This is a genomic window from Pseudomonas petroselini, assembly GCF_045037875.1.
Lineage (GTDB): Bacteria > Pseudomonadota > Gammaproteobacteria > Pseudomonadales > Pseudomonadaceae > Aquipseudomonas > Aquipseudomonas petroselini.
In genome coordinates this window covers 5,224,925-5,238,135 of sequence record NZ_CP173614.1, presented here as the reverse complement: position 1 = coordinate 5,238,135, position 13,211 = coordinate 5,224,925, and the positions used below count along the sequence as shown (strand labels likewise).

The 13,211-nt window shown below is 60.5% G+C and carries 10 protein-coding genes; 7 read left to right on the top strand and 3 right to left on the bottom strand.

Annotated elements, in window-relative coordinates:
* Nucleotides 1-147: 147 nt before the first annotated feature.
* The 4 genes from lon (at nucleotide 148) to ACI512_RS24015 (ending at nucleotide 5,694) form a co-directional block, all read left to right on the top strand.
* Nucleotides 148-2,544 carry an endopeptidase La gene (lon, locus tag ACI512_RS24030; protein ID WP_236382479.1) on the top strand — a complete coding sequence of 799 codons (2,397 nt, stop codon included), beginning with the start codon at nucleotides 148-150 and terminating at the stop codon, nucleotides 2,542-2,544.
* A 149-nt stretch (nucleotides 2,545-2,693) separates the two neighbouring features.
* Nucleotides 2,694-2,966 (top strand): HU family DNA-binding protein, encoded by a 273-nt coding sequence (locus tag ACI512_RS24025; protein ID WP_003174819.1) that lies wholly within the window; start codon nucleotides 2,694-2,696, stop codon nucleotides 2,964-2,966.
* A 231-nt stretch (nucleotides 2,967-3,197) separates the two neighbouring features.
* Nucleotides 3,198-5,072 (top strand): SurA N-terminal domain-containing protein, encoded by a 1,875-nt coding sequence (locus tag ACI512_RS24020; RefSeq protein ID WP_046035621.1) that lies wholly within the window; start codon nucleotides 3,198-3,200, stop codon nucleotides 5,070-5,072.
* Between the two features lie 97 nt (nucleotides 5,073-5,169).
* A complete protein-coding gene (locus ACI512_RS24015; protein ID WP_250947899.1) occupies nucleotides 5,170-5,694 on the top strand; it encodes a GNAT family N-acetyltransferase in 525 nt (174 codons plus the stop codon).
* Here ACI512_RS24015 and ACI512_RS24010 read toward each other — a convergent pair.
* Nucleotides 5,641-6,846, bottom strand: coding sequence for an MFS transporter (locus ACI512_RS24010; RefSeq protein WP_250947898.1), 1,206 nt, complete (start codon nucleotides 6,844-6,846; stop codon nucleotides 5,641-5,643). The two genes, ACI512_RS24015 and ACI512_RS24010, sit on opposite strands and share 54 nt — an antisense overlap.
* A gap of 118 nt (nucleotides 6,847-6,964) precedes the next feature.
* On the opposite strand from ACI512_RS24010, the gene ACI512_RS24005 reads away from it, so the two are divergent.
* Nucleotides 6,965-7,864: a LysR family transcriptional regulator gene (locus ACI512_RS24005; RefSeq protein WP_236382474.1), complete on the top strand. Its 900-nt coding sequence runs from the start codon at nucleotides 6,965-6,967 to the stop codon at nucleotides 7,862-7,864.
* Nucleotides 7,865-7,953: 89 nt separating this feature from the next.
* Nucleotides 7,954-8,736, top strand: a complete 783-nt coding sequence (locus tag ACI512_RS24000; RefSeq protein ID WP_102060097.1) for a DUF2242 domain-containing protein — start codon at nucleotides 7,954-7,956, stop codon at nucleotides 8,734-8,736.
* Between the two features lies 1 nt (nucleotide 8,737).
* Here the strand turns inward: ACI512_RS24000 and aceE are convergent, their stop codons facing one another.
* Nucleotides 8,738-11,398, bottom strand: a complete 2,661-nt coding sequence (gene aceE / locus ACI512_RS23995; protein WP_405121384.1) for a pyruvate dehydrogenase (acetyl-transferring), homodimeric type — start codon at nucleotides 11,396-11,398, stop codon at nucleotides 8,738-8,740.
* Between the two features lie 145 nt (nucleotides 11,399-11,543).
* Between aceE and ACI512_RS23990 the strand changes: the two genes are divergently transcribed.
* A complete protein-coding gene (locus tag ACI512_RS23990; protein ID WP_015884715.1) occupies nucleotides 11,544-12,014 on the top strand; it encodes a MarR family winged helix-turn-helix transcriptional regulator in 471 nt (156 codons plus the stop codon).
* A 178-nt stretch (nucleotides 12,015-12,192) separates the two neighbouring features.
* Here ACI512_RS23990 and ACI512_RS23985 read toward each other — a convergent pair whose 3' ends face one another.
* A complete protein-coding gene (locus ACI512_RS23985) occupies nucleotides 12,193-13,194 on the bottom strand; it encodes a transketolase-like TK C-terminal-containing protein (protein ID WP_236381368.1) in 1,002 nt (333 codons plus the stop codon).
* Between the last annotated feature and the right edge of the window lie 17 nt (nucleotides 13,195-13,211).

Sequence of the window (13,211 nt, the reverse complement as noted above, 5' to 3'; positions counted from 1 at the left end):
GGGCCTCCAGGGGCCCCTTTGTTTTTACGAGGTTTTTTACGCCAGAGCGTTTACTGCGTTTAACTGCTGGCAATAAGCTTGTTTTTTTTGCATGCAGCCCCCATCTTGGTTTCAAGCTTACTTTTCAACTGTCATAGAGGCGAAATCATGAAGACAACCATCGAATTGCCTCTCCTGCCGTTGCGTGATGTCGTCGTCTATCCGCACATGGTTATCCCGCTGTTCGTGGGGCGCGAGAAGTCTATCGAAGCCCTTGAGGCAGCGATGACGGGCGACAAGCAGATCCTGCTGTTGGCCCAAAGAAATCCTGCTGATGATGATCCGGGCGAAGAGGCCCTGTATCGCGTTGGCACCATTGCTACTGTCCTGCAATTGCTCAAGCTGCCGGATGGCACCGTCAAGGTGTTGGTGGAAGGCGAGCAGCGCGGTGCGGTCGAGCGCTTCATGGAGGTGGATGGTCACCTGCGCGCCGAAGTAGCACTGATCGACGAAGTCGAGGCCCCGGAGCGCGAGTCCGAAGTTTTTGTACGCAGCCTGCTCTCGCAATTCGAGCAGTATGTGCAGTTGGGCAAGAAAGTCCCGGCTGAAGTTCTGTCGTCCCTTAACAGCATCGATGAGCCAAGCCGCCTGGTCGACACCATGGCCGCGCACATGGCGCTGAAAATCGAGCAGAAGCAAGACATCCTCGAAATCATCGACCTGCCGGCCCGTGTTGAGCATGTGCTGGCACTGCTGGATGCCGAAATCGACCTGTTGCAGGTTGAGAAGCGTATCCGTGGTCGCGTGAAGAAACAAATGGAGCGCAGCCAGCGCGAGTACTACCTGAATGAGCAGATGAAGGCCATTCAGAGGGAACTCGGCGACAGCGAGGAAGGCCACAACGAAATCGAAGAGCTGAAAAAGCGTATCGATGCCGCCGGCCTGCCGAAAGATGCCTTGACCAAGGCCAACGCCGAGCTGAACAAGCTCAAGCAAATGTCGCCGATGTCGGCCGAAGCCACCGTGGTGCGCTCCTACATCGACTGGCTGGTGCAGGTACCGTGGAAGGCCCAGACCAAGGTGCGCCTCGACCTGGCCCGCGCTGAAGACATCCTTGATGCCGACCACTATGGCCTTGAAGAAGTCAAAGAACGCATCCTCGAATACCTCGCCGTGCAAAAGCGCGTGAAAAAGATTCGCGGTCCGGTGTTGTGCCTGGTGGGCCCGCCGGGTGTGGGTAAAACCTCGCTGGCCGAGTCGATTGCCAATGCCACCAACCGTAAATTCGTGCGCATGGCCCTCGGTGGTGTACGCGATGAAGCGGAAATTCGTGGTCATCGCCGGACGTACATCGGTTCGATGCCAGGAAGATTGATTCAAAAGATGACGAAGGTGGGTGTGCGCAACCCGCTGTTCCTGCTCGATGAAATCGACAAAATGGGCAGCGACATGCGTGGCGATCCGGCCTCGGCGTTGCTCGAAGTGCTCGACCCTGAGCAGAATCACAATTTCAACGACCATTACCTGGAAGTCGACTACGACCTGTCCGACGTGATGTTCCTGTGCACCTCCAACTCCATGAACATTCCGCCGGCATTGCTGGACCGGATGGAGGTGATTCGTCTGCCGGGCTACACCGAAGACGAGAAGATCAACATCGCGGTCAAATACCTCGCGCCCAAGCAGATTTCGGCCAACGGCCTGAAAAAGGGCGAGATCGAGTTCGAGGTCGAGGCGATCCGCGATATCGTGCGTTATTACACCCGCGAGGCCGGTGTACGGGGCCTGGAGCGCCAGATCGCGAAGATCTGCCGCAAGGCGGTCAAGGAACATGCGCTGGAAAAACGCTTCTCGGTGAAGGTCACGGCCGACTCCCTGGAACACTTCCTGGGCGTGCGTAAATTCCGCTATGGCCTGGCCGAGCAACAGGATCAGGTAGGGCAGGTGACGGGCCTGGCGTGGACCCAAGTGGGCGGCGAATTGCTGACCATCGAAGCCGCGGTGATCCCGGGTAAAGGCCAACTGATCAAGACCGGTTCCCTGGGTGACGTGATGGTCGAATCGATCACCGCCGCGCAGACCGTGGTGCGCAGCCGCGCCAGGAGCCTGGGGATCCCCCTGGACTTCCACGAGAAGCACGACACCCACATCCATATGCCGGAAGGGGCGACGCCTAAAGACGGCCCTAGCGCCGGCGTAGGCATGTGCACGGCCCTGGTGTCGGCATTGACCGGCATTCCGGTGCGAGCCGATGTCGCAATGACTGGGGAAATCACCCTGCGTGGCCAGGTATTGGCCATCGGTGGCCTGAAAGAGAAATTGCTTGCGGCACACCGGGGCGGTATCAAGACCGTGATCATTCCTGAAGAGAATGTTCGCGACTTGAAGGAGATTCCTGACAATATCAAGCAGGATCTTCAGATTAAACCGGTTAAATGGATTGACGAGGTCCTGCAAATTGCGCTGCAATACGCGCCGGAGCCCTTGCCGGATGTGGCTCCGGAGATAGTCGCGAAGGACGAAAAACGCGAGTCTGATTCCAAGGAACGAATTAGCACGCATTAATGTGCTGGAGCCTGGGGGCTTCCTTGACAGCTTTTTAGAGCCCTTGTTATAAAGCGGCTCTTAAGTGTCTGTAGGCCATTCAGCACTGGTTTTTGCTTTTACCAAAAAAACTTAGAATCATACTCAATAGATATATAAGGGGACTTAGAGTGAACAAGTCGGAACTGATTGATGCTATCGCTGCATCCGCTGATATCCCGAAAGCTGCTGCTGGCCGTGCGCTGGATGCAGTAATCGAATCCGTCACTGGCGCTCTGAAGGCCGGCGACTCCGTGGTACTGGTAGGCTTCGGTACTTTCTCTGTGACTGACCGCCCAGCTCGCACTGGCCGTAACCCACAGACTGGCAAAGCACTGCAAATCGCTGCTGCCAAAAAACCAGGTTTCAAAGCCGGTAAAGCCCTGAAAGAAGCCGTCAACTAAGTTTCGATCAAGCCTTTACCTACCCGGGTCGAACGCAGGTTCGACCTGGCAGCGGAGCGGCAGCTGACCCACGTATCCATCGGGTCGCCACGCCGGGGGTGTGGGTTCAAACCCCCGTCCGCTCCGCCAGTTACGAGAAGGCGCATCCTCGGATGCGCCTTTCTTCTATCCGGACTCTACCCACGCTCCACGGTTGCCTATTTTTGAAGTTCAACCGTTTCTGGGGGACGCATGCTGCAAAATATCAGGGACAATTCACAAGGCTGGATTGCCAAGACCATCATCGGGATCATCGTCGCATTGATGGCGTTCACCGGTATCGAGGCCATTTTCCAGGCTTCGGGTAATAGTAAGCAGGACGTGGCCAAGGTCAACGGTGAAGAAATCACCCAGACCGAACTGAGCCAGGCCGTCGACATGCAACGTCGCCAGCTGATGCAACAGCTGGGCAAGGATTTCGATGCTTCTCTGCTGGACGAAAAACTGCTGCGCGAAGCGGCCCTCAAAAGCCTGATCGATCGCAAGCTGTTGCTGCAAGGCGCCGCCGATTCCAAGTTTGGCTTCTCTGAAGCTGCCTTGGACCAAGTGATCCTGCAGACGCCGGAATTCCAGGTGGACGGCAAGTTCAACGCTGAACGCTTTGACCAGGTGATCCGTCAGCTGGGCTACAGCCGTCTGCAATTCCGTCAGATGCTGACCCAGGAAATGCTGATCGGCCAGGTGCGTGCAGGTATCGCCGGCAGCGGTTTTGTCACCGATTCCGAAGTGCTGGCATTCGCCCGTCTGGAAAAACAGACCCGCGACTTCGCCACCGTCAACATCAAGGCTAACCCTGCGGCGGTGAAACTCACCGATGACGAGGTCAAGGCTTACTACGACCAGCACGCCAAAGAGTTCATGACCCCTGATCAAGTGGTCATCGACTATCTGGAACTGAAGAAGTCATCCTTCTTCGACCAGGTTGCCGTGAAGGACGATGAGTTGCAGGCTGCCTATCAGAAAGAGACCGCGAACCTCGCTGAACAGCGTCGTGCCGCGCACATCCTGATTGAAGTCAACGACAAGGTCACCGACGCGCAAGCCAAGGCCAAGATCGAGGAAATCCAGGCGCGCCTGGCCAAGGGTGAGAAGTTCGAAGCCCTGGCCAAGGAGTTCTCCCAGGATCCGGGTTCGGCCAGCAATGGCGGCGACCTGGGCTTTGCCGGCCCTGGCGTCTACGACCCGGACTTCGAAACGGCCTTGTACGCGTTGAACAAGGACCAGGTCTCGGCGCCGGTGCGCAGCACCTTCGGTTGGCACCTGATCAAGCTGTTGGGCGTTGAAGCACCGCAAGTGCCAACGTTTGCCAGCCTGAAAGACAAGCTGACCAAAGAGCTCAAGACCCAGCAAGTCGAGCAGCGTTTTGTCGAAGCGACCAAGCAATTGGAAGATGCGGCGTTCGAAGCCTCCGACCTGGCCCAGCCGGCGTCCGACCTGAAGCTGACCGTCCACACCTCTGCGCCATTTGGCCGTGAAGGTGGTGAAGGTGTTGCGGCCAACCGTGCCGTGGTCACCGCCGCGTTCAGCCCGGAAGTGTTGGATGAGGGTGCCAACAGCACCGCCATCGAACTGGACCCGGAAACCATCATCGTGCTGCGTGCCAAAGAGCACTTGAAGCCTGCGCAACTGCCGCTGGAAAGTGTTGCAGCGGCGATTCGCACCCAGATGGCCAAAGAGCGCGCCAGCGCGGCTGCCAAGACCCACGCTGATGAGTTGATCGCCAGCCTGCGTGATGGCAAGACCCCGTTGAACCAGCCGGTCGACGGCCAGGCATGGAAGGTCACTGAAGCGGCTACCCGTAGCCAGGAAACAATTGACCCGGCCGTACTGCAAGCCCTGTTCCGCATGCCTAAGCCTGCGGCCAAGGATAAGCCGACGTTTACCACGGTGACCCTGGCTGACGGTAGCCTGGTGATCGTGCGCTTGAATGGCGTCAACGAAGCCGCTGCCCCGACGGACGAAGAAAAGGCGCAATACCGCCGCTTCCTCGCTTCCCGTGTCGGTCAGCAAGACTTCGCGGCTTACCGCAAGCAGTTGGAGACCAAGGCTGACATCAAGAAGTACTGATGTCGGTTTGAATAAAAAGCCCTCGGCCTGAAAAGTCCGGGGGTTTTTTATGTGCGCTAGACTGGGCCTTCACTGTGCGGACCAGGGAGTTTGCAGCATGTTCGATCAAGGAAGTGAGGGGGTGATGATCCGCCGCGCCAGTGTGGCGGATGCCTCGGCGGTTTTGCAGGTGTTCGACGAGGTGATTGCCTGGTTCGTGTCCATGGGCAATCACGGTCAATGGGGGACTGAGCCTTGGTCGGCTTCGCCGCGACGGGTTGCGCAAGTCACCGATGCCTGCGCGATGCCGGGTGCGTGGGTGGTTGAGGCGCGCGGCGGCCAGATCCTGGCGGCACTCGTGTTGGGCGAGCCCATGGCTTACGTGCCCGCGGCGACAGAGCCGGAGGTGTATGTGCGGCTGCTGATCGCCGCGCGGGATCAGCGTGTACGGGGTATCGGGCGGCGCCTTATGGCTTTCGCCGACGACCGTGCCCGTGCTGCGGGAGTAAGGCGTTTGCGGGTGGACTGCTATGGCGGTGGGACCGGCGACCTGGTGCGGTTTTATGAGTCCTGTGGCTATGAGCGCATTTCAACGTTCGACCTGGAGGGATGGCCGGGCCAGTTGTTGGGGCGCAGCCTGTAGCGCGCCGGTTATTGCCAAAAGCATCAGCAGCACAACCACCCATGGAAATGCGCCGACGCCCCAGCCTTGTAGTAACGCGCCGCCCGCCAAACCGCCGCCCGCTATGCCCAGGTTCCATACGGTCACCAGCATCGATTGCGCGGCATCTGCTGACTCGCCCGCCGACTTGGCCAGTGCCGTTTGCAGCAGCGCGGGCAGCCCGCCGAAGGCCAAACCCCAGAGTGCCACGGTGACGTAGATGACGGCTGGCAGGTCGATCCAAAACGCCAGCGCTAAGGCGATCAGGCCAAATAGGGCGCAACTGATCAGCAGCAGTGCGCGCAACCACCGATCAATCAATACGCCGGCCAGCCAGATGCTCAACAATGCAGCGAGGCCGAACACCAGCAGCACCCGATCGATATCGGTGACAATTCCAGCCGGTACCAGCAGCGGGGCGATATAGGTATAGAGAATGTTGTGGGCCAGCACGTAGGTGAAGGTCACCCACAGCACCGGACGAATGCCTGGCAATGTCAGCACTTGATGCAGCCCCAAGCGTTTTTCGGCGCGTTCGCCGGCAAAATCCGGAAGTTGCCAGCGCGCCCAAATCAGTAGCACCAGCGTCAGCCCGGTCATGATCGCAAAACTCAGGCGCCATCCAACCGCGGCGCCCAGAAAGGCACCGGCGGGCACACCCAATGACAGCGCCAGCGGTGCACCCAGCATGGCTACCGCGATTGCCCGGCCTTGCAGGTGTGGCGCAACCATCCGGCTGGCATAACCCGCCAGCAGCGCCCAAAGTAGCCCGGCGAAAACCCCTGCAAAGAAGCGCGCAACCAGGGTCAGCCCGTAGTGGCTGGACAGTGCGGTCACGCTGTTGACCAGCGCAAAGCCGCCAATGGCCACCAGCAACAAGGGGCGGCGCCGCCAGCCTCGGGTCAACAGCGTCAGCGGGATGGCGGCGAGGAGCGATCCAAGTGCATACAGCGTGACCAATTGGCCGACCAGCGCGGGCGACACGCCCAGGCCTTCGCCCATCTGCGGCAGCAGCCCGGCGGGCATGGCTTCAGTGAGAATGGTGATAAAGCCGGCGCTGGCCAAGGCCAGCAAGCCAGCCATCGGCAGTGTTTCAGGCCGGGTTGTGACTGGGGAATCGGTGAGGGAGGTCATCGTGTTCTGTCCATGCAAAAGGTCAAGCAGGCAGAGTAGGGGGCTGTGGTCGGCGGAAAAACAGGCTAAGGTTCCGAACTTATCGGACCTCGGTGTCCGCAATCTAAAAGGGCACATCATGGACAGTCTGGGCAGCCTTTCGGTATTCGTGCAGGTGGCAGAGACGCGCAGTTTCACCACCGCTGGCCGTCTGCTCGGCGTGTCGTCTTCGGCCATCGGCAAAAGCATCGCGCGGATGGAACAGCGCCTGGGGGTTCGGCTGTTTCACCGCAGTACCCGTAGCATCACCTTGACCAGCGAAGGCGCGCTGTTCCTCGAGCGTTCGCGGCGTATCCTGGCTGAGGTCGAGGCTGCCGAACGGGAACTGACGGAGGCCAGCGCCACACCCCGTGGCAAGTTACGCATCAGCGTGCCGCAAGTGCGCGGTTTGCTGATGCCGGTGCTCATTGACTTTATGCGCGCCTACCCGCAGATCGAGCTGGATGTGGATTTCTCCGACCGTATGGTGGACGTGATCGAAGAAGGTTTCGACGCGGTGATTCGTACGGGCAAGCCGGAAGATTCACGCTTGATGGCCCGTCACCTGGGGCACTATCAGCTGGTGTTGGTGGGCACCCCGGCCTATTTTCGTGAGCATGGCACCCCGCAGCACCCGCAGCAGTTGAGCGAACATGCCTGCCTTCGCCACAAATTCTGCGCCACGGGCAAGCTGGAGCCTTGGCCTTTGCGCCTGGCTCCCGGTGCGTCGGAGCCCACTTTGCGCACCCCACTGGTCAGCACGACCATCGAGTCCCTCAACCATGTGGTGCTCGAAGGATTGGGAATCGCTTGCCTGCCGGATTACATGGTCAACCACGCGGTGCGTGAGGGGCGCCTGCAAAGGGTGCTGGACGACTGTATCGAGCACCGTGGCAGTTTCTGGATGTTGTGGCCATCAAGTCGCCATGCCTCGGCCAAAGTGCGGGTGTTTATCGATCATATGTGCGCCGGGCTTTTTCCTACGAGCGGCGTCGTGTGAGGCTGTGACGTTTTACCGACAGGAATGCGCGCGCCAAGGCCTCGTTCTGTTGCACAATACCGCCCTGACTGTTTTCCTCGGGATTTTCAATGTCGACATCATTTTACTTGCGTAGCCTTGGGGTGGCGCTGGTGTTGGCGGGCGCTGCGGGCTGCTCGTCACCCAAGACCGCTATCTATGAACATGAGAGTTTCGACGACTCCGGCACGTTTTCGCGGGATTACCCGGTCAGTGATGTCGCGGCGTGCGAGGCCGCGCGGCGTGCCCTGCTGAGCCAGGGCTACATCATCACCAGTAACGATGCGAAAGTGGTCGTGGGTAACAAGAGCTTTCAGCAGACCGGCGAGACCCATCTGCAAATCAGCTTCAACGTGGTGTGTGCCGATGATGGCAAAGGCACCAACCATTCGACGATGTTCGCCAATGCCTTGCAGGATCGCTACGCGCTGAAGAAGGTCAACAACTCCGCGAGTGTGGGGGTGGGTGTGCTGGGGTCGGTGTCGATGCCGATCGGCTCCACCGATGATTCGATGGTGAAGGTGGCAAGCGAAACCGTCTCGGCGCCGAAATTCTACGAGCGCTACTTTGCGCTGGTGGACGTGTTCCTGCCTCAGGAAGTGAAGAAGGCTGCGCATATTCCCGAGCAGCCGAAAGCTGAACTGGGTGTGCCGGAACCTAAAGTGGCACCGGCTGCCGAGAAGGTCGAGCCGGCGAAGGAGGCGAAGGAAGAGCCTGCCGTTTCGCAACCCGTCACGCCGCCTGCCGAGGCCGCGCCGATTGCACCGCAAGCAGAGCCCGCACCCGCAGCCACCAACCCGGACCTGCCGCCGCCGACAGAAGCGATCCCGCCGCTGCCGACGCCTGCGCAGTAACTCAGACCGCTACGGGGTTCGCCTTGTCGACGTTGATCCCGTAGCGGCTGATGGCCTCACTGACTTTTTCACGGCCGATCACGCTGTCATCCGCGAGTGCCTTCAAGGCCGCCAGCGCGATGAAATGCCGGTCCACTTCGAAGAACGCCCGCAAGCTTTCACGGGTATCCGATTGCCCGAAGCCGTCCGTGCCCAGCGCCACAAAGCGCCGGTTGGGGACAAAGGGGCGAATCTGATCGGCGAAGAGTTTCATGTAGTCCGTCGCCACCACCACCGGCCCCGTTTGCCCGGCCAGGCATTGTTCCACGTAGCTCACCCGTGGCTCGCTCTGCGGGTGCAGCAGGTTCCAGCGTTCCACCTCGTGCCCGTCACGGCGCAATTCGGTGAGGCTGGTCGTGCTCCACACGGCGCTTTGCACGCCGAAGTCCTTCTCCAGCAGCTCCGCCGCGGCGATCACTTCGCGCAGGATTGAGCCACTGCCCATCAGTTGCACCTGGGCCTGTTGGCTGGCCTTGAGCCGGTACATGCCCTTGAGAATGCCGTCTTCCACACCTTCGGGCATTGCCGGGTGCGGGTAGTTTTCGTTGAGCAGGGTGATGTAGTAATAAATGTCCTCCTGTTGCACATACATCCGCCGCATACCTTCGCGAATAATGACCGCCAGCTCGTAGGCAAACGTCGGGTCGTAAGACACGCAGCACGGAATCACCGACGACAGGATATGGCTGTGCCCATCGTCATGCTGCAAGCCTTCACCCATCAGCGTGGTGCGCCCGGCCGTGGCACCCAGCAGGAAGCCGCGCGCCCGCGCGTCACCGGCCGCCCAGGCGAGGTCGCCGACCCGCTGGAAGCCGAACATCGAATAGAAGATATAGAACGGCACCGTCATCAGGCCGTGATTGCTGTAGGACGTACTCGCCGCAATCCACGAGGAAATGGCGCCGGATTCATTCAGGCCTTCCTGCATGATCTGTCCGTCCTTGCTTTCCTTGTAGTAGCTCAATTGCCCTGCGTCCTGTGGGGTGTAGAGCTGGCCTACGGCGGAGTGGATGCCGATCTGTCGGAACAGGCTCTCCATGCCGAAGGTGCGCGACTCATCCGGCACAATCGGTACGATCAGTTTGCCCAGGTGCGGGTCCTTGAGCAGGGTGCCGAGGATGCGCACAAACGCCATGGTGGTGGAGATCGCGCGCTCGCCGGTGTCCTTGAGTTGGGTGGCGAAGGCGGACAGTTCGGGAACCTGCAGGGGCTCGACCGCACTGTGGCGCGCCGGTACGTAGCCGCCCAGGGCCTGGCGGCGTGCGGCGAAGTAGCGGGCTTCTTCGCTGTCGGCTGCGGGCTTGAGGTAGGGAATGTCGGCGAGCTGCTCGTCAGCGACTTCCAGGCCAAAGCGATCGCGGAAAGCCCTTACCGCATCAGCGCCCATTTTCTTCAATTGATGGTTGATGTTCTGGCCTTCGCCGGCCTCACCCATACCAAAGCCCTTGACGGTTTTCGCCAGGATCACCGTAGGCTGTCCACTGTGACGCACGGCAGCGGCGTAGGCGTTGTAGACCTTGTCCGGGTCATGCCCGCCCCGTGAGAGTTTCCAGATGTCGTCGTCGGACATGTCCGCAACCAGCGCCAGCAATTCTGGGTATTTGCCGAAGAAATGTTCGCGCACGTAAGCGCCGTTCTGTGATTTGTAATTCTGATAGTCGCCGTCCACGCATTCCATCATGCGTTGGCGCAGCAGGCCGCTTTGGTCTTTCTCCAGCAGCGCGTCCCAGCCACCGCCCCAGATCACTTTGATCACGTTCCAGCCGGCGGCGCGGTACAGGCTTTCGAACTCCTGGATCACCTTGGCATTGCCGCGCACCGGGCCGTCCAGGCGCTGCAGGTTGCAGTTGACCACGAAGATCAGGTTGTCGAGTTTCTCGCGCCCGGCCAGGGAGATGGACGCCAGGGATTCCGGCTGGTCCATTTCGCCATCACCGAGAAATGCCCAGACCTTGCGGCCCTGGTGTTGCTTGAGGCCGCGCAGTTCCAGGTAACGCATAAAGCGCGCCTGGTAGGCGGCGGTGATCGGGCCAAGGCCCATGGACACCGTGGGAAATTGCCAGAAGTCCGGCATCAATCGTGGGTGCGGGTAGGACGAGATACCGTCGCCACCGGCCTCGCGGCGGAAGTTGTCGAGCTGCGCTTCGCTGATGCGGCCCTCGAGGTAGGCGCGACCATAGATGCCGGGAGAGGAGTGGCCCTGGATATAGACCAGGTCGCCGTCAAAGCTGTCGGTACGGCCACGGAAGAAGTGGTCGAAGCCTACGTCGTACAACACGGCGGCTGACGCATAGGTCGCAATATGCCCACCGACACCTGAATGTTTGCCTGCACGCAACACCATCGCCATGGCATTCCAGCGGATAAACGCATTGGTACGGCGTTCGATGGCCAGGTTGCCGGGGTAGGGCAACTGACGGTCCACCGGGATTGTATTGACGTAGGGCGTGGTCACCCGCCCGTAGAAGTCGCCATGCCGCGCCACGTCGAAATCCAGCAACTGATCGATCAGGTAGTGCGCGCGCGGGCGACCTTCGGTGGACAGCACCGATTCGATGGACTCCAGCCACTCGCGGGTTTCCTGCGGATCGTCGTCGCGTCTGACTGCGTTGTTCGGGGTCATGTGAGGCTCCAGGGTAGGCGGATTTCAAGTGGCGGGCTCCTTGTGGGAGTGCCGACAAAATAATTGCAATTGCAACTACATGATCGAATCTAGCGCGGGATGAGCTACTATTGCAACCTTCTTGAAATTCCCCGGATGGTGTTGCATGTCGTCGAAAGAGCCGGATGTATGGTTCCGTTTTGTCAGGGCTCACAGGACGGTGATCCGTGAAATCGAGCGGCGCCTGGCAGCGGCGGACCTGCCGCCGTATGCCTGGTACGACGCGTTGTGGGGCCTGGAAAGCGGCCCCGACGGCACCCGCCGCATGCACGAATTGGCCGATGTGCTGGCCATCGAGCGCTACAACCTCACGCGCTTGGTCGACCGTCTGGAAAAGGACGGCCTGGTGGTGCGTTCCCGCTCCGACGGCGATGGCCGCGCGGCGTTTGCCTCGATCACCGATGCCGGCCGGGTGCTGCGTAAAAAGATGTGGAAGATCTACGAAAGCACGGTGGATGAGTTGTTTCTGTCTCAGCTCGAGCCGGAGCAGCGCCAGGGTTTTGCGGATGCGCTGGAACGCACGGCGGGGCTGGCGATGGACGCAGGCGTGCAGACCCGCAGCCGCCGCAAAGTCTGAGAAACATGGAGATCAAATAAGGGCGCGGGCTGGTTGTGGTGAGCAGGCCTGCTGTGGTGAACAGGCTTGTTGTGGTGAGCAGGCTTGCCCTGCGCTGGGCTGCGAAGCAGCCCCTTGGGTCGACGCTGAAACCGTCGGGCAACAAACCCGCTCCCACATTTTTTGATCGCATTCCAGCTCATCTCAGGACGTACCGCTTGATGCCTTTTTCCACTAGCAGGGCATCGATCCGCCCCTCATCCGCCAACGCCCTGAGCGCCGACACCACAATCCAATACCGACTCGGCGCCGCCGTCTGCACCGAGCCCGCCCCCAACGCCACGAACCGCGCCTCCACGTGCCCCGCCAACTGATCGACAATCGCCTGCGGATAACCGGTCACCGCAATCACCGGCGCTGCATTCCCCGCCAGGCAATCACGCAAATGGCAACTGCGCCTGGGCGCCTCGGGATGCAGGCGATTCCAGCGTTCAGCGGCCGCTGCTTCGCGGGCCAGCCGTGTGTAGCTGGGGCAACTCCAGAGTTGCGCGGTGATATTCCAGTCCTGTTCCAACAAGCGCTTGGCCTGCACGACCTCTTCCAGCGCGCGGCCTGCGCCGAGCAGTCGCACATCCCCTGGCGTGTCCCGCTGGAGCGGGTACATACCCTTGAGCGCAGCTTCACGGTCCTGCTCATTCAGGGCCGCTGTATTGTCATGATCATGCAGGGCCAGGTAGTAAAAACCAGGCTTGCCGTCGACATACAGCGTACGCAGCGCCGCCAGCACAATCGCTTGGGCTTCGTCCCCCGAGGCCGGGTCATACGGTGTGCAGCGCGGATGAGTGGCCAGCCACAACGGCAAGGACGGCTGCGCACCTTTGGGCCAACGGGAGGGCTGGTTTTCAATGTCGTTGCACAGGATGCCGCGCTGTTGGGTGACGTCCGACAGCGCGCTCAGCTGTGCGGAGGATTGCGCACTGTGCAGGTACAACAAAGGTTTTTCCGCCGTATTACGCGCAAACCAGCCGGGCCAGTGACCCGCGCGGCGTGAGCGTGACTGGCCGCGGATCACCCAGGCGTGTCGGCTGAATTCGAGGGTGTCGGCCATGCGTGTCACGGTGTACAGCGGTGAACGGCTGGCGGCAGCAGTGCTCAAGGCGTCGATACAGAGCTGCGCGGCGTGTGCGGTAGCGGCGGTCATGGAGAGGGTCACCTGGC

What these genes read in the sequence shown, in the direction of transcription:
- lon (WP_236382479.1), top strand. Translation starts at nt 148, where the DNA reads ATGAAGACAACCATCGAATTGCCTCTCCTGCCGTTGCGTGATGTCGTC.
- ACI512_RS24020 (WP_046035621.1), top strand. Translation starts at nt 3,198, where the DNA reads ATGCTGCAAAATATCAGGGACAATTCACAAGGCTGGATTGCCAAGACC.
- ACI512_RS24015 (WP_250947899.1), top strand. Translation starts at nt 5,170, where the DNA reads ATGTTCGATCAAGGAAGTGAGGGGGTGATGATCCGCCGCGCCAGTGTG.
- ACI512_RS24010 (WP_250947898.1), bottom strand. Translation starts at nt 6,846, where the DNA reads ATGACCTCCCTCACCGATTCCCCAGTCACAACCCGGCCTGAAACACTG.
- ACI512_RS24005 (WP_236382474.1), top strand. Translation starts at nt 6,965, where the DNA reads ATGGACAGTCTGGGCAGCCTTTCGGTATTCGTGCAGGTGGCAGAGACG.
- ACI512_RS24000 (WP_102060097.1), top strand. Translation starts at nt 7,954, where the DNA reads ATGTCGACATCATTTTACTTGCGTAGCCTTGGGGTGGCGCTGGTGTTG.
- aceE (WP_405121384.1), bottom strand. Translation starts at nt 11,398, where the DNA reads ATGACCCCGAACAACGCAGTCAGACGCGACGACGATCCGCAGGAAACC.
- ACI512_RS23990 (WP_015884715.1), top strand. Translation starts at nt 11,544, where the DNA reads ATGTCGTCGAAAGAGCCGGATGTATGGTTCCGTTTTGTCAGGGCTCAC.
- ACI512_RS23985 (WP_236381368.1), bottom strand. Translation starts at nt 13,194, where the DNA reads ATGACCGCCGCTACCGCACACGCCGCGCAGCTCTGTATCGACGCCTTG.